The sequence below is a fragment of the Microbacterium sp. AG238 genome, from assembly GCF_003610405.1.
Classification (GTDB): Bacteria; Actinomycetota; Actinomycetes; order Actinomycetales; family Microbacteriaceae; genus Microbacterium.
Genome location: NZ_RAQC01000002.1, coordinates 597,064 through 614,798 on the forward strand (window position 1 = coordinate 597,064; position 17,735 = coordinate 614,798).

Consider the following 17,735-nt stretch of genomic DNA (forward strand, 5'->3'; position numbering starts at 1 on the left):
AAGTTTGGCCGAGTTGCCGCCGTTCCGCCGCCCCGTCCCCAGATCAGGCGGATGGCGACTCGGCCACCGCGCGACGGGGTCGGCTCGCAACACCCACGTCATTGCGCGAGATGTCGATGGGGCCGGGGCCGCGGCTCCGCCGCTGGCCGGGGATCACCACGACGTCTGCGATGCGGATGCCGACGGCACGGCACACCGCGTCGAGCTGGTCGATCGTGAAGACCTTCTTGGCGCCGAGGACGCGCGACAACTGTGAGACCGACATGCCCGCCTGCGCTGCGATGTCGGTCTGACGCAGTCCGCGCCGCGCGATCTCGCTGGCGAGCACCTCGGCGACATGACGACTGAGTGGGCCGGGTTCCGGTCTCTTTCCTGTGGGCACGTGCCAAGTTTGGCGGAACAATTGCCATGTAGCAAGAGTGTCAATCGTGTTGCCATATGGCAGACGGCTTGCTAAGTACCCGCGTGGCCCGCTCCATCCGCGCGGTCCTCGCGGACGAGCGGTTGACACAGGAATGGCTTGCCGAGGCGAGCGGCATCCCGATGCGCACGCTCGCTCGTCGCTTGCACGTGCGGCGCCCGTCGGCGATGTCGATCGAAGAGCTGGCGCGGATCTCGGCGGCACTCGAGGTCGATATGACGGACCTGCTCGACGACAGCCGCCTGACGACCCGCCGGGTGGGATCCCGCGCTCAGCCGCCGACCTGAAGCCCAGTCTCGGACCCGAGCCGATCAGGGCATCGGGCTGAGGAAGGCCTCGCCGTCGATCGTCTTGCGGCGGCCCGAGTCGCGATCGGCGGGCTTGCCGCCCACGTAGAGCCACCCGAGCAGTTCTTCGCGTTTGCCGAGCTTGTGGGCTTTCGCGACGGCCTTCGATCGTGTGGCACCTCCTGTGCGCCAGAAGACGCCCCACCCGGCCTCGTCGAGCAGCAGGCTCAGGAGGTGTGCGACACCGGATGCCACGGCCTCCTGCTCCCAGCGCGGCACCTTGCTCTTCTTGCTGTAGCTCGCCACGACGGCGATGAGGAGGGGCGCTCGCATCGGTTTCGTCGAGACCCCCCGCTTGCCCTCGGCCTTGTTCAACGCGCGGCCCAGCCGGGTGCGACCATCGCCACGGATCTCGATGAGCCGCCACGGGCGCAACGACGAATGATCGGCGACGCGCCCCGCGGCTGACACCAGCCGCACGAGCTCGTCATGGCTGGGCGCCTCGTCGGTGACCTTCGACCACGACCGGCGCGCGCCGGCGGCCTCGAAGGCTCCGGTCACTTCTCCTGCTCGGGCGTGAACGACAGCGACAGCGAGTTCATGCAGTAGCGGTCGCCGGTAGGGGTGCCGAAGCCGTCGGGGAAGACGTGGCCCAGGTGCGAACCGCAATTGGCGCAGCGCACCTCCGTGCGCACCATCCCGTGCGAGCGGTCTTCGATGAGCTCGACCGCCTCGGGGCGCACCGACTCGTAGAAGCTCGGCCAGCCGCAGTGCGAGTCGAACTTGGTTCCGCTCTGGAACAGCTCGGCGCCGCAGGCGGCGCAGGTGTACAAGCCCGCGCGGCTCTCGTCGAGCAGCTCACCTGTCCAGGCGCGCTCGGTGCCCGCCTGGCGCAGCACCGCGTACTGCTCGGGGCTGAGCTCCTCGCGCCACTGCTCGTCGGTCTTGTTCACGGAATACGTCATGTCTGCTCCTTCGCCTCGTCCTATTCAACTCGACGTTGCGGGTCGATGTTCCCGGAGAATGTCCTCATGTCCGACGAGTTAGCCGCCGTGATCGAGCGATACCGGCGTTTCGCCCGAGACGAGGCCCCCGGGCGCTCCGACCTGTACGCCGCCTGGGCGCGGCGTGTCGTCGACGACACGGCTCTCCAGGAGGTCCTCTCCCGGCTGCCGGCGAACCGTCGTCAGCCGCCGCTCGTGTTCGCGGTGTGCCGGCTGCTCGGCTCGGGTGATGTGGCCGCCGAGTCGTGGGCGGCGTGGGTGCTCGAGAACGCTGACGCTGTCGTCGCCGAGAGCCTTGCCCGCTCGGTGCAGACGAACGAGCCCTTGCGGTGCGCGGTGCTTCTTCCGACGCTGTCGCGTATCGAAGGTCCGATCGCGCTGCTGGAGGTGGGGGCGAGCGCGGGGCTGTGCCTGTATCCCGACCGCTACTCGTACCGCTACGTCGGTGCCGACGGCGAGGTGCGGCTCGATCCGGCGGCGGGAACCTCGGAGGTGGAGCTCGTCACCGAGGTCGTGGGGGAGCGGATGCCGCAGGTGCGGCATCCCGAGATCGTCTGGCGTGCCGGCATCGATCTCGCGCCGCTCGACGTGCGCGACCGCAGCGACGTCGACTGGCTCGCGCGTCTGGTCTGGCCCGGGGAGGACGGTCGTGCCGAACGCATCCGGGCCGCGGCCGCGGTCGCGGCATCCGAACCGCCGCTGATGTTCGCCGGGGACGCCCTCGATCTGCTCCCGGAGGTCGCGGCCCTCGCGCCGGCCGAAGCGACGTTGGTGGTCACGACACCCGGCGTGCTCGTGCACATCCCGCGCGAGCGCCGCGCCCCGGTGATCGAGCGCGCGCGTGGGCTCGGCCGGTGGCTCACGATCGACGACCCGGCCACCCACGAGGGGTGGTCCGCGGCCGTGCCGACCGGTTGGCCGGGCGGCTTCGCCGTCGCCCTCGACGGCGAGATCGACGCCGCGGCCGACCCGCTCGGCCGGTGGTGGGAGTGGCGTCCGGGCTCCGGGCGTCCGTCGTCGTAGCGTTGACACGTGGCCCTGTCTGATCGCGACCGTTCGCTCCTCGACTTCGAGGCACGTTGGGGAGCCCACAGCGGGGAGAAGGAAGAGGCCGTGCGCGAGGAGCTCTCGCTGAGTCCCGCACGCTACTACCAGCTGCTCGGGCGCGTCATCGACTCGCCCGACGCGGTCTCGCACGACCCGTTGCTCGTGCACCGGCTGCGGCGTATGCGGGCGGCGGCCGAGCGCTCACGCGCCGACCGCGCGGCCATGTGACGCGGAGCTTCGGCAGATAGCATTCCTCCGTGCCGACAACGACATACCCGAAAGACCGCTTCGACGAGCTCCCCGCCGACACCACCCGAGTCGGCGCCCATCGGGCGGAGAATCCCCGGCTGCGCGCCGGCGTCCTCCTGGTGTGGGCAGCGGTGGCGATCCTCGTCCTGGTCGCGGCGGGTGTCGTCGGCACCATGATCGTCACCGGACGCATCGCACTCTTCCCGGCGGAGCCGACCGCGACGGCCGTGGTCGAGGCTCCGGTCGAGGCCGACCCTGTGGTCGACACCTCGTATCCGGTGCTGATCCTCAACGCCACGTCGGAGCGGGGGCTGGCGAGCTCGTTGCGCGACACCGTCGTGGGCGCGGGATGGAGCTCGGATGTCGTCGACGCGGGCGAAGCGAGCACTCATGACTTCGCGACCACCACGATCTTCTACGTGACCGCGGCGGACGAAGGCGCCGCGCGAGGCCTCGCGCAGGTCATCGGCGGCGCGGACGTGGAGATGAGCGAGGCGTATGCCGGCCCCGACAGCGCCGACGGGGCGCCGAGCAAGCAACTCACCGTCGTCGTCGGACAGGACCGCGCGAGCGGGACATCGGACGGCGAATGAGCGGGCGTGTTTCACGCTCGTGAAATTCTCGATGCGGCCGTGTCAACAGTGACCGGAACCGCCTGATCCGGCGGAACGCCCTGCTTACTATGACGCTGTCGCACAGCATCAGGAGATTCGCATGACACAGGGCACCGTCAAGTGGTTCAACGCCGAGAAGGGTTTCGGCTTCATCACCGTGAACGAGGGACAGGATGTCTTCGTCCACTACTCCAACATCGAGATGAGCGGCTTCCGTGTGCTCGAGGAGGGGCAGGCGGTCGAGTTCACCGTGGGGACGGGGCAGAAAGGCCCGCAAGCGGAATCGGTGCGTGTCGTCGCCTGAAACCCGCCTCTCGCACAGAGCGCGCCGCCGTCGCGGCGCGCTCTGTCGTTTCCCGGCCGGTCGCCGACGACGCGGCTTGCACTCCCCATGGGCGAGTGCCAGAATGGCTTTAGCACTCACCTTCATCGAGTGCTAAAGACTGTTCTCCACCGTCCGGGAGGGACGACACACACATGGCAAAGATCATCGCTTTCGACGAGGAGGCCCGCCGAGGCCTCGAGCGCGGCCTGAACACGCTGGCCGACGCCGTCAAGGTGACGCTCGGCCCGCGCGGTCGCAACGTCGTGCTCGAAAAGAAGTGGGGTGCCCCCACCATCACGAACGATGGCGTCTCGATCGCCAAGGAGATCGAGCTCGACGACCCGTTCGAGAAGATCGGTGCGGAGCTCGTCAAGGAGGTCGCCAAGAAGACCGACGACGTCGCCGGTGACGGAACGACCACCGCGACGGTTCTCGCTCAGGCGCTCGTGCGCGAAGGTCTGCGCAACGTCGCAGCCGGCGCCGACCCCATCTCGCTCAAGAAGGGCATCGAGAAGGCCGTCAAGGCCATCACCGACCAGCTCCTCGCTGACGCCAAGGAGGTCGAGTCGAAGGAGCAGATCGCTGCCACCGCTTCGATCTCGGCCGCTGACCCCTCGATCGGCGCGCTGATCGCCGAGGCGATCGACAAGGTCGGCAAGGAAGGCGTCGTCACCGTCGAGGAGTCGAACACCTTCGGCACCGAGCTCGAGCTCACCGAGGGTATGCGCTTCGACAAGGGCTACATCAACCCGTACTTCGTCACGGACCCGGAGCGCCAGGAGGCTGTCTTCGAGGACCCGTACATCCTCATCGCGAACCAGAAGATCTCGAACATCAAGGACCTTCTGCCCATCGTCGACAAGGTGATCCAGGAGGGCAAGGAGCTCCTCATCATCGCCGAGGACGTCGAGGGCGAAGCTCTCGCGACGCTGGTGCTGAACAAGATCCGCGGCATCTTCAAGTCGGCTGCCGTCAAGGCTCCCGGCTTCGGCGACCGCCGCAAGGCGCAGCTGCAGGACATCGCAATCCTCACGGGCGGCCAGGTCATCACCGAAGAGGTGGGCCTCAAGCTCGAGAACGCGACCGTCGACCTGCTCGGCCGCGCTCGCAAGGTCATCATCACCAAGGACGAGACCACGATCGTCGAGGGTGCCGGTGACTCGGCTCAGCTCGAGGGCCGCGTGACCCAGATCCGCCGCGAGATCGACAACACCGACAGCGACTACGACCGCGAGAAGCTCCAGGAGCGCCTCGCGAAGCTCGCCGGTGGCGTCGCCGTCATCAAGGCCGGAGCTGCGACCGAGGTCGAGCTCAAGGAGCGCAAGCACCGCATCGAGGACGCCGTCCGCAACGCCAAGGCGGCTGTCGAAGAGGGTGTCGTCGCCGGTGGTGGCGTCGCGCTCATCCAGGCCGGCAAGAACGCGTTCGCCGGGCTCGAGCTCACGGGTGACGAGGCGACCGGTGCCAACATCGTTCGCGTCGCCATCGAGGCCCCGCTCAAGCAGATCGCCCTCAACGCCGGCCTCGAGCCGGGCGTCGTCGCCAACAAGGTCGCCGAGCTCGAGATCGGTCACGGCCTCAACGCCGCGACCGGGGAGTACGGCAACCTGTTCGAGCAGGGCATCATCGACCCCGCCAAGGTGACGCGCTCCGCGCTGCAGAACGCGGCGTCGATCGCGGGCCTGTTCCTCACGACCGAGGCGGTCGTGGCCGACAAGCCGGAGAAGACCCCGGCTCCCGCGGGCGACCCCACGGGTGGCATGGACTTCTGATCCATCGCATACAGAACGGCCCCTCCTTCGGGAGGGGCCGTTCTGCGTTTGGAGGTGGCGTCAGCGGAACATGCCTGCTGCCGCGGCCTCGGCCTGCAGGTACTGCTGGCCCGCCGCGTCCAACGCCGACCCGATGTCGCCCAGTGCCGCTTCGACCTCGCGCTGTGCAGCGCGCCAGCGTTCGGCGACCGCGTGGAAGGCGAGGGCGGCGCCCCCGGTCCACGAGCCCTGCAACCGCGTCAGCTGGGCCATCATGGCCCCCGTATCGGTCTCGAGGCGTGCCGAGGTGGCCCGGATGGCGGCGGTCGCGCTCGCCACGGCGTCGCTGTCGATCGAGAAGATGGCCATGTCGCTCCTTGCGTCGTGCGGTGGGTTGCCGAAACGCTATGTCGTGGGTGCCGGGCCGCGCTCGCGCGCGCGGGCGATCGGGGACAGGAGTGAGCCCGATGCGGCGGGGGAGAAACCCCGCGGAGCTCGGCTCAGCGCTCGTCGCGCAGACGCGGCAAGGGCTGCGTCTCGATCCACAGGTGCTCGGCTGCCTCGCGGCGATCTGCAAGAGGGAAGGCGACGCGGAACGTCGCCCCGCCGCCCGGCGTGCCCTGGACGTCGATCGAGCCGTGCAGCGCTTCCACGATCGAGGCCACGATCGACAGCCCGAGACCTGAGCCGCCGGTCTCACGCGTGCGCGAGGTGTCGGCCCGCCAGAACCGCTGGAAGATCTTCTCGCGCAGCGGCTCGGGGATGCCTTCCCCGTGGTCGATCACGGAGATCCACCCCATGCGGGCGTCACGATCCAGGCCTACCGCGATCTCGATGGGGGTGCCCTCCGGGCTGTAGCGCCGCGCGTTGCCGATCAGGTTCGCGACGACCTGGCGGATGCGGTTCTCGTCGCCGAGCACCACGGGCACCAGGGGCGGTTCGGCCGGTTGCAGCAGCGGCTTCGTGTCGGAGGTGGTGTCGGCGGCGGTGCCCGCTGACGCGGCATCCGTCCTCCGCGACGTCGGAGCCGTGTCGCCTCCCGAACGGGTGGAACGCTCGTCTTTGGGGCGTCGCCGCAAGCGTGAGAGCGTCTGGCCGGTGCGGTTGCGGGCGCCGCCCGGACGCTTGGTCGTCGATCCGGCTCCCGTGTTCGTCGGCACCTCGACCGTGAGGGTCTCGTCGGAGAACTCGATCACCGAGACCTCGCGCTCGGGTGCTGCGGCCCGCGTGTCGAGCGCGGCATCGCGGGCGATCGGACGCAGATCGACGGGCTTGATGACGAGGTCGCGTCGTTCGTCGAGACGCGCGAGGGCCAGGAGGTCTTCGACGAGGCCGCTCATGCGAACGGCCTCCTTCTCGATGCGCTCCATCGACTGCGCGGTGTGCTCCGCATCGGTGATCGCGCCCATGCGGTAGAGCTCCGCGTAGCCGCGGACGGTCACGAGCGGAGTGCGCAGCTCGTGGCTGGCGTCGCCGATGAAGCGGCGCATCTGCTGCACGGTCGCGTCGCGCTGCGCGAGCGCGGTGTCGATACGGTCGAGCATCGCGTTGATGGCGATCTTCAGGCGCCCGACCTCGGTGCCGGGCGAGATGTCGCCCATGCGCTGACTCAGGTCGCCCGCCGCGATCGTCATCGCCGTCTCCTCGACCTGGCCGAGGCTGCGGAAGGTCAGGGTGACCAGCCACCGGGTGCCGAGCGCGCCGGCGAGGAGGATCAGCGCGGCGATCACCGTGTAGATGCTGATGAAGTTGGCGACCGTCTGCGTGACCGAGGTCAGTGGCAGGGCGACGAGCTGGGTGTAGCTCTCACGCGAACCCTCGGGCTGGAGCACGTCGACGCTCGCGTGGAAGGTGCCGTTGCCCTGGCGGGCGGGGAGCTCGAAGGGCTCCGTGCCCTTGACGACCGTCCGGTCGAGGGGGAACGAGGCGGGCAGGTCGGGGCGCACCGATTCGGGTCCGCCCGCGACCGACAGCAGCTCTCCCTCGGCGCTGTAGATCGCGACGACGAAGTTGGTCGGCGCCGGCGCCGCCTTCCCCTCGAAGAGGGCGATGCCGTCCTCGACGGTGACGTCCATGACGGTGCTCGCCAGATCGGTCGGAGCCAGCGACCGCAGGCTGCCGTCGAGGGCCGCGACCTGCGCGTTGCGGAGGAAGATCATCGTGCCCACGCCCGCGGCGATCAGCCCCATCGCGAGCAGCGTGACGATGACCCCCGTCACCTTGGTGCGCAGGCTGATGCCGCGCCACCAGCGGGTGACGCCGTCGTTCGCGGAATCGCTCAGGCGTCTGCGCTCCCGCGGATCAGGCCGACTTGTCGGCCTTGAGCATGTACCCGAAGCCGCGCTTGGTCTGGATGAGCGGCTCGGAGGAGTGCGGATCGATCTTGCGGCGCAGGTACGAGATGTAGCTCTCGACGATGCCGGCGTCGCCGTTGAAGTCGTACTCCCACACGTGGTCGAGGATCTGCGCCTTGCTGAGCACCCGGTTCGGGTTGAGCATCAGGTAGCGCAGCAGCTTGAACTCGGTGGGCGACAGATCGATCGACACGTCGCCGACCTGGACATCGTGGGTGTCCTGGTCCATCGTCAGCTCGCCGGCGCGGATGATCGACTCCTCGTCGGCCTGCATCGTGCGGCGAAGGATGGCCTGGATACGAGCGACGATCTCGTCGAGGCTGAACGGCTTCGTGACGTAGTCGTCCCCCCCGGCGTTGAGGCCCTCGATCTTGTCCTCGGTCTCGTCCTTGGCGGTGAGGAAGAGGATCGGCGCGGTGTATCCCGCCCCGCGGAGCCGTTTGGTGACGCTGAAGCCGTTCATGTCGGGCAGCATCACATCCAGCACGATCAGATCGGGCTCCTCCTCGAGCACCGCCGAGATCGTCTGCGCGCCGTTGCCGACGGCGCGGACCTGGTATCCGGCGAACTTCAGCCCGGTGATCAGCAGGTCACGGATGTTCGGTTCGTCGTCCACGACGAGAATGCGCGGTGCTGTCATAGGCCCATACTGGCACCGGATCCCATCGGTTTGCTGGATATCGCGCGGCAGTGGGTCGACCTGGTAGAGGTCGGGAGAGGATGGAAGCATGCCGCGTCCGATCGATTCCGACCGTCTCGCATTCCACAGACTCGTCTTCGCGCGCCGTCGTTCCGGCTGGTGGACGCCGCTCGCGGTGGGTGCTCTCGGCATCATCCTGTTCCTGCTCATGGTGCTCGTCGTCTCGCTCGCCGCGATCCTCGTCGCGTTGTCGAACGACGACGCGGCACGGGCGCTGAACCGCGTGCTCGACGATCCCGGGGCGCTGGATGTCACGAATCCGCTGTCGCTGCTGATCGGTCTCGGCTCGGTCGCGTTGCTGCTGCCCGCCTACCTGCTCGCCTCTCTGATCGTCAACGGGCGTCGCCTCGGATTCGTCTCCGCCGTGTTCGGCCGACTGCGATGGCGCTGGCTGCTCGTGTGCTCCGGGCTCGGCGTCGCCGTCGCGCTCGTCGTCACCCTCGTGACCGCGCTGCTGCCCGCCGAGGATCCCGGGGCACAGCTCACGCCCCCGACGGGCGGCGCCCTGTGGCTGAGTCTGCTCGTGGTCGTCCTCGTCGTGCCGGTCCAAGCCACCGCGGAAGAGTACGTCTTCCGCGGCTACCTGATGCAGTCGATCGGGCGGTGGCTGCGGCATCCGCTCTTCGCGATCCTGCTCCCGGTACCCCTGTTCGTCATCGGGCACCTGTACGACCCGGTCGGCCAGGCGGGCGTGGCGCTCTTCGCGATCGCGGCGGGTTGGCTCACCTGGCGCACCGGAGGATTGGAGGCGGCCATCGCGGTGCACATCGTCAACAACCTGCTGGCCTTCGTGACCGGGATCGTGGCGGGGTCGGACCCCTCGGCGACGGATGTCGGCTGGGTGAGCTTCGCGACGTCGGTCCTGCTGCTCGGGGGGTACTGTCTCGCCGTCGAGTACGTGCTTCGGCGGCGCCCGATCGCGCGCACATACGCGATGCCGCGGACGCCGATGCCGGCGCCGATCCCCATGCCCACGCCGACGGCGACCGTTCCGCTTCCCGGCGAGCCGACGCCCGAGCTCACCAAGCCCTGACGCAGCCCGCCGGCGGCGGTGCGCTCAGGCTGCCTCGAGCTTCTCGGCGTCGAGGATCGTGTAGCTGTATCCCTGTTCGGCGAGGAAGCGCTGCCGGTTCTGCGCGAAGTCCTGGTCGACGGTGTCGCGCGCGATGAGGGTGTAGAAGCTCGCCGTGTGGCCGTTCGACTTCGGTCGCAGCAGGCGTCCGAGACGCTGCGCCTCTTCTTGGCGCGAGCCGAACGAGCCCGAGACCTGGATGGCGACGGAGGCGTCGGGCAGGTCGATCGAGAAGTTCGCGACCTTCGAGACGATCAGCACGGGGACCTCGCCCGTCCGGAACGCGTCGTACAGCTCCTCGCGCTCATCGACGGGAGTCGACCCCGTGATCTTCGGTGCCCCGAGCGCCTCGGCGAGCACATCGATCTGATCGAGGTACTGCCCGATCACCAGGATCTGCTCACCCGCGTGCTTCGCGACGAGGTCTCGGACGACCCCGATCTTCGCGTGCGCGGTCGCCGCCAGGCGGTACCGCTCGTCATCGGCCGAGGCGGCGTACTCGAGGCGGTCGGATGCCGGGAGGTCGACGCGCACCTCGTAGCAGACGGCGGGGGAGATGAAGCCCTGGGCCTCGATCTCCTTCCAAGGCGCGTCGAATCGCTTGGGTCCGATGAGGCTGAACACGTCGCCTTCGCGGCCGTCCTCGCGAACGAGGGTCGCGGTCAGGCCGAGGCGGCGTCGCGCCTGAAGATCGGCGGTCAGCTTGAACACGGGAGCGGGGAGCAGATGCACCTCGTCGTACACGACCAGGCCCCAGTCGAGAGCGTCGAGGAGCGCGAGGTGGGCGTACTCGCCCTTCCGCTTCGCCGTGAGGATCTGGTAGGTCGCGATCGTGACCGGCTTGACCTCCTTCGACTGACCGGAGTACTCGCCGATCTCTTCCGGGGTCAGGCTCGTGCGCTTGAGCAGCTCGTTGCGCCACTGCCGTGCGCTGACGGTGTTGGTCACGAGGATGAGCGTCGTCGTCTTGGTGTCGGCCATCGCCGCGGCGCCCACGAGCGTCTTGCCCGCGCCGCAGGGGAGCACGACGACGCCCGAACCGCCCTCGGTGAAGATGTCGACGGCTTTGCGCTGGTAGGGCCGCAGGCTCCACCCGTCTTCGTGCAGCTCGATCTCGTGGGGCGTGCCGGGGGTGAAACCGGCGAGGTCTTCGGCGGGCCATCCGATCTTCAGCAGCTCCTGCTTGATCTGACCGCGCGCCCAGGCATCGATGATGTAGGTCTCCGGGGTGGGGTGGCCCAGCAGCAGCGGCTGGATCCGCTTGTTGCGGGTGACCTCCGCCAAGACGGCCGCGTCGTGCGAGCGCAGCACGAGCGTTCCCTCGTCGTCACGTTCGATCACGAGACGTCCGTAGCGCGTCACCGTCTCACGGATGTCGGTCGACACCGAGGGCGGCACCGGGAAGCGCGACCACCGGTCGAGCGTGGCGAGCATGTCTTCGGCGTCGTGCCCGGCCGCACGTGCGTTCCACAGGCCGAGCCGCGTGATGCGGTAGGTGTGGATGTGCTCGGGTGCACGCTCGAGCTCGGCGAAGATCGCGAGCTCGTGGCGTGCGTCCTCTGCGTTCGGGTGGGCGACCTCGAGCAGCACGGTGCGGTCGCTCTGGACGATCAGGGGGCCATCAGCCATAACGAGCAATCGTACCGGTGCTGAGCGGACATCGGCCTGCGCGCCGAGCGTCCGCGATGCTCAGGCCAGACGTGCCGACACGATGCTCGACACCGGGAGGGTGCGCTCCACGTCCGACGCGCGGTCGCGCCCGCGCAGGCGGCCGCCGCCGAGACCCGTCGCCTCGAGCACGAAGTCGCGCGTCGTCCCGTCGGGCAGGCGCACGCTCACCTCGATCACCGCGCGCGCCTTCACCGCCTGCTCGAGCTCGCGCCCCAGCCACGCCGCATCCGCGTCGTCGGAGGAGTGCGCGCCGCGGATGCGGTCGATCAGCGTGCGGTACGACGCGTCCTCGGAGCGGGCCGTCGCGACCTCGGACGAGTCGGTCAGACGGGCCCGGTCGAGGATCCGCACCGCTCCGTCGTCGTCGACCGCGGCGACGGGATAGCGGGCATCGCTCAGCATCCAGAAGACGGCGTCGACGGAGCTGCGGCTGATGAGCCGGTCACCATCACGCACGAGTCCGAGGGGACGGAGCGCCTGATCCACCGCGAGCGTGTCGAGTGCGCTCCGATCGGATGCGGTGACCTGCGTCCGACCGGTCGCGTCGGTCCCCACGCGCAGCCGGCCCTGGCGCTGCGCGGCGCGTTCGAGCTCGTACGCCAACGGCTGAGGCAGGCCCGTGAGCGAGATGGTCGTGAGGAACTCGGCGAGGGATGCCGCATCCTCGCCTGCGGCCAGCGCCGCTCCGATCGACTCGGCGGAGAAACGATAGGTCGAGGCCTGTGCACGCGACTCGCGGCGTGCCGCCCGGCGCAGCCGCGCGTCGATCGCCGGTTCGAGGGGGCCCGGCGCGATGGCGGTGAGGTCGTTCTGGAGGAAGATGCGGTCTACCTCGCCCGGCAGGTTCTGCTGGAGGGCAGCCCGGTCGACATCGCCGCCGTCGGCCATGGCCGACGCCCACGCGGCCGGCCGACCCGAGGCGTCGATGATCGCCCAGAACCGCCACTGCGCAGCCAGACGCTCGGCACGTGCCGGCCACTGCGGGTCGAGCGGGTACGCGTGATGCCATTCCGTCAGCGGCTGCCAGCCGCCGCTCGTCGTGCGCAGAGCTGCGGGGAGCGCGTCACGCAGGTGTGACGCGGTCTCGCCCCACCGATCGACCGATCCGCGCAGGAGCCACGCGCTGCCCTCGGTCGTCACGCGCCATTCTCGGTCGACCGGACCCAGCAGACCTGCGTCGAGACCGATGCCGATCACGAGGTCGACCGTCGCCGCATCCGGCACCGCTCCGGCCTCGATCAGGCGGCGACGATCACCCGCGCCGAGGGTTCCCGCCCCGGTGCGTCCCAGCGGTGACGGCTGGGTCAACGACAGGACGTCGGCGAGCGACGAGAGCGCGGTGAACGCTCGCTCCGCCAGCTGCGCGTCGTCTTCGCGAGACGCGTCAGCGACGAGCGGGGCGGCGGCGTCGGGGCGAGAGAGGTCGCGCCATGCTGATGCGGCGCCGGCGTAGGGCAGCCCGTCGGGGGAGACGAGCCCGAGGTGAAGAAGTTCCTCGCGCGCCGCGCCCGCGGGCACCGGTGCGTCCGACGCCACGGCCTCGTCCATGGCGGCGACGAGCGGTCGCGACAGCAGCGGAGCGGCCTTCGCGACCGCGGCGGGATCGAGCAGGGCCTCGGCGGCGTCGAAGAAATCGGCCCAGGCGGCATCGGCCCCGACGCGACGGCGACGCAGAAGTGCCGTCAGGGCGTCGTCGTCGACCGTGGCGAGCCAGGTCGCGAGGGCACGAGCGTCGACGGGAGACACGTCACCGGCCCTTGTTGGCCCGGCTCCGTCGGATGAAGGTCATGATGAGCACCGTCAGCAGCAGGGCGAATGCGATCGGCGGTGCGATCCACACGATCGCGCTGACCGTCGGCCAGGCTCCCGAACCGAAGTCCGCCTGTTCGAGGCCGGTCGCGGTGCCGATGATGATGGCGAAGAAGCAGACGATCGCCAGGACCAGCAGCCCCAGCGACATGAACGCGAGGATGCGGTCTATACGGCGGACCGGGAGGTCGTCGCTCGGGCTGCGCGTGCTCATCCGCATCAGCGTAGCGCTTCGCGGCGGTGCCGTAGGCTGGTTACCGGGGCTCACACGGCCCCGGCATTCCGTTCTGCCCGCGAAACGCGGTCCGTGACAGCGAGGTACGCACATGCCCACCGGCAAGGTCAGGTTCTACGACGACGAGAAGGGGTTCGGCTTCATCTCCTCCGATGACGGCCAGGACGTCTTCCTGCACGCCACGGCACTCCCGGCGGGCACCGAGTCGCTCAAGCCGGGCACGCGCCTCGAGTTCGGCGTCGCCGACGGCAAACGCGGCCTGCAGGCGCTGGCCGTTCGCGTGCTCGAGGCTCCCGTGAGCCTGAGCAAGCGCAACCGCAAGCCCGCCGACGACATGGCGATCATCGTCGAGGACCTGGTGAAGCTCCTCGACGGCATCGGCGCCGATCTCCGTCGCGGCCGATACCCCAGCTCGGGTCACGGCAAGAAGATCGCCGCGGTGCTGCGCAAGGTCGCCGATGACCTCGACGCCTGAGTCTCCCGACGTCTCGACGTCGGACGAGCCCACGGCCGCCGAGGCGGTGACCGTCGACGAGCGACTGCTCGCCGCGCATGATCTGGCACGCGCGGCGCTCGCCGAGATCACGCCCGCCTCGACGATCGGCGACCCGGTCGACTACGTCATCGAGGCCGACGGTGTCGTCTCGCTGCGCTTCGCCAACCGTCTCGCCGGCTACCCCGGATGGCTCTGGACGGTCAGCGTCGCGGCCGTCGACGGCGCCGAGCCCACCGTGCTCGAGGTCGAACTGCTGCCCGCGGCGGGTGCACTGCTGGCCCCCGATTGGGTGCCATGGGCCGTGCGGCTCGCGGATTACCAGGCCGCTCAGGCAGCCGCTGATGAGGACGAGTCCGACGACCTCGACGATGACGACGCGGCCGAGCTCGACGACGCCGATGACATCGACGATGAAGACGACGACGAGGTGGACGAGGACGACTTCGCCGACGGCAGCACTGCGGTCACCCACGCGGGCGATGTCGACGGCGTCGACATCGATGCTCTCGACGACGACGCCGCTCTCGACGACGACGACCTTTCGGGCGCCGACTCCGGCGACGAAGACGCCGAAGACGACGAGGACGAGGAGTCGGATCACGACGAATCGCTCTGGGAGCGCTGACCGCTCTCACGCACCTGACGACGAAGGGATGCCGCGCGATGCGGCATCCCTTCGTCGTTTCTCAATCGCGCGAGGCGGTCAGAGGCGCTCGATGGTGTAGTCGATGCACTTGATGAGCTGACGCACATCGTCGGGCTCGATCGACACGAACGTCGCGATGCGCAGCTGGTTGCGGCCGAGCTTGCGGTACGGCTCGGTGTCGACGATGCCGTTGCCGCGGAGGCTCTTCGCGACGGCCGCTGCGTCGACGGTGTCGTCGAAGTCGATCGTGACCACGACGGGGGAGCGGTCGGCGGGGTCGGCCACGAACGGCGTCGCGTGCTCCGAGGCCTCGGCCCAGTCGTACAGCGCGGACGAGGACTCGGCGGTGCGGTCGGCCGCCCACTGGAGGCCGCCGTTGCTGTGGATCCACTCGAGCTGCTTGTCGAGCAGGTACAGCGTCGCGACGGCCGGAGTGTTGAGCGTCTGGTTGAGGCGGGAGTTGTCGAGCGCGTTCTTGAGGCTCAGGAACTCGGGGATGTAGCGGCCGGAGGCGGCGACGCGCTCGATCCGCTCGATCGCTGCGGGAGAGACCGCGGCGAACCAGATGCCGCCGTCGGAACCGAGGTTCTTCTGCGGAGCGAAGTAGTAGACATCGCACTGCGAGACCGAGAAATCGATGCCGCCGGCCGCGCTCGTCGCGTCGATGACGGTGAGTGCGCCGTCGTCGCCGACGACACGGCGCACCGGGGCGGCGACACCGGTCGAGGTCTCGTTGTGCGGCCAGGCGTAGACGTCGATGCCTTCGACGGGCTCCGCCGCGATGCTCGACCCGGGTTCGGCCTTGCGGATGTCGGGTCCCTGCAGCCACGGGGCTGACGCCGCCGCGCCGAACTTGCCGCCGAACTCGCCGAAGACGAGGTTCTGGCTGCGGTTCTTGATGAGGCCGAAGGCCGCGGCATCCCAGAACGCCGTCGATCCGCCGTTGCCGAGGATGATCTCGTACCCGTTGGGGAGTCGGAGCAGATCGGACAGGCCCGATCGGACCTGACCGACGAGGCTCTTCACCGGCGACTGGCGGTGCGACGTGCCGAGCAGGATCGAGCCGGGGCCCGACAGGGCGGCGACCTGCTCGGGCCGGATCTTGGCGGGGCCGCAGCCGAAGCGGCCGTCGCGGGGGAGGATGTCTCGGGGCAGGGTGACGTGCGCCATGAGCCGATTCTAGGGGCGGTGCCCGGCTCCGCCGTGCCACGGGCCGGAGGTAAGGGCAGCCTCGGATGTCCTCGCCAGCGGATAGGCTGGGATCCTCTCGACCACGCGCACGACAAGGGCTGTGATGACCGATCTCATCGACACGACAGAGATGTATCTGCGTACCATCCTCGAGCTCGAGGAAGAGGCGATCGTCCCCCTGCGTGCACGCATCTCCGAGCGCCTCGGGCACTCCGGCCCCACCGTCTCGCAGACGGTCGGCCGTATGGAGCGCGACGGCCTGGTCGTCGTCTCGGAAGACCGCTCGCTCGAGCTGACCGACAGCGGTCGCCAGAAGGCGGTCGACGTCATGCGCAAGCACCGTCTCGCCGAGCGCCTGCTCAGCGACGTCATCGGTCTCGACTGGGCCTACGTGCACGAAGAGGCCTGCCGCTGGGAGCACGTGATGAGCGAGCTCGTCGAGCGTCGCCTCATCGAGCTGCTCGGTCACCCCACCGAGTCGCCCTACGGCAACCCGATCCCCGGTCTCGACCAGCTCGGAGACGTGCCCGCGCGTACGTTCGACGACGGTGTGGTCGGTCTCGTCCGCCTGCTGAACGAGACCGGCGGTCCGATCGCCGGCACCGTGCGTCGCCTGGCCGAGCCGGCGCAGGTCGATCCCGAATTGCTTCAGCAGCTGCGGGCGGCGGGCGTCGTTCCCGGTCGCGACGGCACGTTCCAGTTCTCCGAGGGCTACGTGCTCGTGCAGATGGACGGCGTCGACGAGGGGCTCGAACTCCCCGTCGAGGTCGCGTCGCACATCTTCCTCACGCGGCGCGACTGAGCGCCGTCCTCCGCCGCGCCGACCCTGAGCGTCGGGTGGGGATGGGAACGACGGCGTGACTTGTTTGTTGCGTCCCCGCCAGAGGACTCTCGTTTCGCGAAATGACGCGGGACCCTCAGGGGTCACTGTAGTCCCGGGGACGTGCTCGTTGGCAGAAGTTGGCACGGACCGCCTCCTGTGGAAGTTGGTGGCTGGAGTCACGGCGAGGGTGGGCCGCATCGCTAAGGTCGGCTCATGAAGCTGAATGCTTTCCCCACCAGGGGGAGACCCTCGAAGGACATCGTGCAAGGTCTGGAAGAGGTGGTGATGCTCACCCAAGCCGCGCTATCCATCGTCAACACGCAACGTCGCGTGCTGGACCGCGACGCGCTGCAGCTCGGAGTCGGACTCCGTCCATCCAAGCGTGACGCGGCTTACGAGGTGACGGTTGTCGATCAGTTCTACCAACTGGGACAGAGGCACTTCGAGCGGCGAAACATCTCTGCAATGTGGGAACGACCATTCTTGACCGGCCAGCGGGGCCGACCCACCGCGGTTGACATCTCGCTGTTCTACGAGGGAAAAGGTCGCGAAGTCAGGGTCGAGTTCGGGCGCTACACGAAGGAGAAATTGCGTTCAGATGCCAAGAAGTTGAACGCACTGACAACACAAGTCGAGCCGGGCTATGGGAACGTCGTCAACCACTTAGTGCTCTGGGAGGAACGCGCCACCTCTCTCACGCGGATCGCCCTCCTTGCTCAGCTAGAAAGATTCCGGAGGCAAGCTACCGAGGTCAGCTCACCAACCATGCTTGTGGAGGTCCTGATGGCGTCCTCGGTAGATCTGTTCGCTGAACAGCATGATCAGCACCGAGTGATCGACGTTGGTCTCTTCAAGGTCACTCCGAGGTGAAGTGCGCCTGGCCCCTCACCACTCGCGCTTCGGTTAGAGCGTGACGCGCACATAAATATCCCAGGTCAGCGGGTCCTCTTGGCGTGGAGTACGATCTGTTCATCCGCCCCGGGGCATAGAGAAGCCGCCCCGACCCTGCCAGGTCTGAGGCGGCTGTAGAAACGATCTCT

The 17,735-nt window shown here is 68.8% G+C and carries 21 protein-coding genes; 11 read left to right on the top strand and 10 right to left on the bottom strand.

Annotated elements, in window-relative coordinates; genetic code table 11:
- Nucleotides 1-43: 43 nt before the first annotated feature.
- Nucleotides 44-382 carry a helix-turn-helix transcriptional regulator gene (locus DEU36_RS14505; protein WP_183045419.1) on the bottom strand — a complete coding sequence of 113 codons (339 nt, stop codon included), beginning with the start codon at nt 380-382 and terminating at the stop codon, nt 44-46.
- 83 nt (nt 383-465) lie between these two features.
- On the opposite strand from DEU36_RS14505, the gene DEU36_RS14510 reads away from it, so the two are divergent.
- Nucleotides 466-708 carry a helix-turn-helix transcriptional regulator gene (locus tag DEU36_RS14510; RefSeq protein ID WP_183045420.1) on the top strand — a complete coding sequence of 81 codons (243 nt, stop codon included), beginning with the start codon at nt 466-468 and terminating at the stop codon, nt 706-708.
- A 24-nt stretch (nt 709-732) separates the two neighbouring features.
- Here the strand turns inward: DEU36_RS14510 and DEU36_RS14515 are convergent, their stop codons facing one another.
- Both DEU36_RS14515 and msrB read right to left on the bottom strand, forming a co-directional pair.
- A complete protein-coding gene (locus DEU36_RS14515; RefSeq protein WP_120265024.1) occupies nt 733-1,269 on the bottom strand; it encodes a nitroreductase family protein in 537 nt (178 codons plus the stop codon).
- Entirely contained in the window at nt 1,266-1,673 is a 408-nt protein-coding gene (msrB, locus tag DEU36_RS14520) for a peptide-methionine (R)-S-oxide reductase MsrB (RefSeq protein WP_120265025.1), read from the bottom strand. Before msrB ends, DEU36_RS14515 begins: the two co-directional genes overlap by 4 nt.
- Before the next feature lie 66 nt (nt 1,674-1,739).
- Between msrB and DEU36_RS14525 the strand changes: the two genes are divergently transcribed.
- The 5 genes from DEU36_RS14525 to groL all read left to right on the top strand — a co-directional run bounded on the left by DEU36_RS14525 (nt 1,740) and on the right by groL (nt 5,719).
- The gene (locus DEU36_RS14525) at nt 1,740-2,735 is read left to right on the top strand and encodes a DUF2332 domain-containing protein (RefSeq protein ID WP_120265026.1); all 996 of its coding nucleotides are present in this window, start codon (nt 1,740-1,742) and stop codon (nt 2,733-2,735) included.
- Nucleotides 2,736-2,744: 9 nt separating this feature from the next.
- Nucleotides 2,745-2,987, top strand: coding sequence for a DUF3263 domain-containing protein (locus tag DEU36_RS14530; protein WP_120265027.1), 243 nt, complete (start codon nt 2,745-2,747; stop codon nt 2,985-2,987).
- 29 nt (nt 2,988-3,016) lie between these two features.
- Nucleotides 3,017-3,601 (top strand): LytR C-terminal domain-containing protein, encoded by a 585-nt coding sequence (locus DEU36_RS14535; RefSeq protein ID WP_120265028.1) that lies wholly within the window; start codon nt 3,017-3,019, stop codon nt 3,599-3,601.
- A gap of 121 nt (nt 3,602-3,722) precedes the next feature.
- Nucleotides 3,723-3,926, top strand: a complete 204-nt coding sequence (locus DEU36_RS14540) for a cold-shock protein (protein ID WP_023954799.1) — start codon at nt 3,723-3,725, stop codon at nt 3,924-3,926.
- A 173-nt stretch (nt 3,927-4,099) separates the two neighbouring features.
- Complete coding sequence (gene groL, locus DEU36_RS14545; RefSeq protein ID WP_120265029.1) at nt 4,100-5,719, top strand: chaperonin GroEL; 1,620 nt, start codon at nt 4,100-4,102, stop codon at nt 5,717-5,719.
- A 60-nt stretch (nt 5,720-5,779) separates the two neighbouring features.
- On the opposite strand, the gene DEU36_RS14550 is transcribed toward groL, so the two are convergent.
- From DEU36_RS14550 to DEU36_RS14560, 3 genes are all read right to left on the bottom strand, one after another.
- Entirely contained in the window at nt 5,780-6,067 is a 288-nt protein-coding gene (locus DEU36_RS14550; protein ID WP_120265030.1) for a WXG100 family type VII secretion target, read from the bottom strand.
- A 131-nt stretch (nt 6,068-6,198) separates the two neighbouring features.
- Nucleotides 6,199-7,857 (bottom strand): sensor histidine kinase, encoded by a 1,659-nt coding sequence (locus DEU36_RS14555; protein ID WP_396652176.1) that lies wholly within the window; start codon nt 7,855-7,857, stop codon nt 6,199-6,201.
- A gap of 142 nt (nt 7,858-7,999) precedes the next feature.
- On the bottom strand, nt 8,000-8,692 hold the full coding sequence (locus DEU36_RS14560) for a response regulator transcription factor (protein ID WP_023954791.1): 693 nt from the start codon (nt 8,690-8,692) through the stop codon (nt 8,000-8,002).
- Between the two features lie 88 nt (nt 8,693-8,780).
- Here DEU36_RS14560 and DEU36_RS14565 point away from each other — a divergent pair, with 88 nt between their 5' ends.
- Entirely contained in the window at nt 8,781-9,785 is a 1,005-nt protein-coding gene (locus DEU36_RS14565) for a CPBP family intramembrane glutamic endopeptidase (protein ID WP_120265031.1), read from the top strand.
- Nucleotides 9,786-9,809: 24 nt separating this feature from the next.
- Here DEU36_RS14565 and DEU36_RS14570 read toward each other — a convergent pair whose 3' ends face one another.
- Genes DEU36_RS14570 through DEU36_RS14580 form a run of 3 tightly spaced genes read right to left on the bottom strand, consistent with a single transcriptional unit; the run spans nt 9,810 to nt 13,518 of the window.
- Complete coding sequence (locus tag DEU36_RS14570; RefSeq protein WP_120265032.1) at nt 9,810-11,453, bottom strand: DNA repair helicase XPB; 1,644 nt, start codon at nt 11,451-11,453, stop codon at nt 9,810-9,812.
- Nucleotides 11,454-11,513: 60 nt separating this feature from the next.
- Nucleotides 11,514-13,241: a helicase-associated domain-containing protein gene (locus DEU36_RS14575; RefSeq protein ID WP_120265033.1), complete on the bottom strand. Its 1,728-nt coding sequence runs from the start codon at nt 13,239-13,241 to the stop codon at nt 11,514-11,516.
- Between the two features lies 1 nt (nt 13,242).
- Nucleotides 13,243-13,518, bottom strand: a complete 276-nt coding sequence (locus tag DEU36_RS14580) for a multidrug ABC transporter ATPase (RefSeq protein WP_120265034.1) — start codon at nt 13,516-13,518, stop codon at nt 13,243-13,245.
- A gap of 112 nt (nt 13,519-13,630) precedes the next feature.
- On the opposite strand from DEU36_RS14580, the gene DEU36_RS14585 reads away from it, so the two are divergent.
- Complete coding sequence (locus DEU36_RS14585; RefSeq protein WP_023954781.1) at nt 13,631-14,014, top strand: cold-shock protein; 384 nt, start codon at nt 13,631-13,633, stop codon at nt 14,012-14,014.
- Nucleotides 13,998-14,660, top strand: a complete 663-nt coding sequence (locus DEU36_RS14590) for a DUF3027 domain-containing protein (protein WP_120265035.1) — start codon at nt 13,998-14,000, stop codon at nt 14,658-14,660. The genes DEU36_RS14585 and DEU36_RS14590 overlap by 17 nt, the downstream gene beginning before the upstream one ends.
- Before the next feature lie 78 nt (nt 14,661-14,738).
- Here DEU36_RS14590 and serC read toward each other — a convergent pair whose 3' ends face one another.
- Nucleotides 14,739-15,851 (bottom strand): phosphoserine transaminase, encoded by a 1,113-nt coding sequence (gene serC, locus DEU36_RS14595; RefSeq protein WP_120265036.1) that lies wholly within the window; start codon nt 15,849-15,851, stop codon nt 14,739-14,741.
- A gap of 124 nt (nt 15,852-15,975) precedes the next feature.
- On the opposite strand from serC, the gene DEU36_RS14600 reads away from it, so the two are divergent.
- Together DEU36_RS14600 and DEU36_RS14605 are read left to right on the top strand one after the other, a co-directional pair.
- Nucleotides 15,976-16,674 carry a metal-dependent transcriptional regulator gene (locus tag DEU36_RS14600; protein ID WP_120265037.1) on the top strand — a complete coding sequence of 233 codons (699 nt, stop codon included), beginning with the start codon at nt 15,976-15,978 and terminating at the stop codon, nt 16,672-16,674.
- A gap of 234 nt (nt 16,675-16,908) precedes the next feature.
- Nucleotides 16,909-17,565: a hypothetical protein gene (locus tag DEU36_RS14605; RefSeq protein WP_120265038.1), complete on the top strand. Its 657-nt coding sequence runs from the start codon at nt 16,909-16,911 to the stop codon at nt 17,563-17,565.
- The last annotated feature ends 170 nt before the right edge of the window (nt 17,566-17,735 follow it).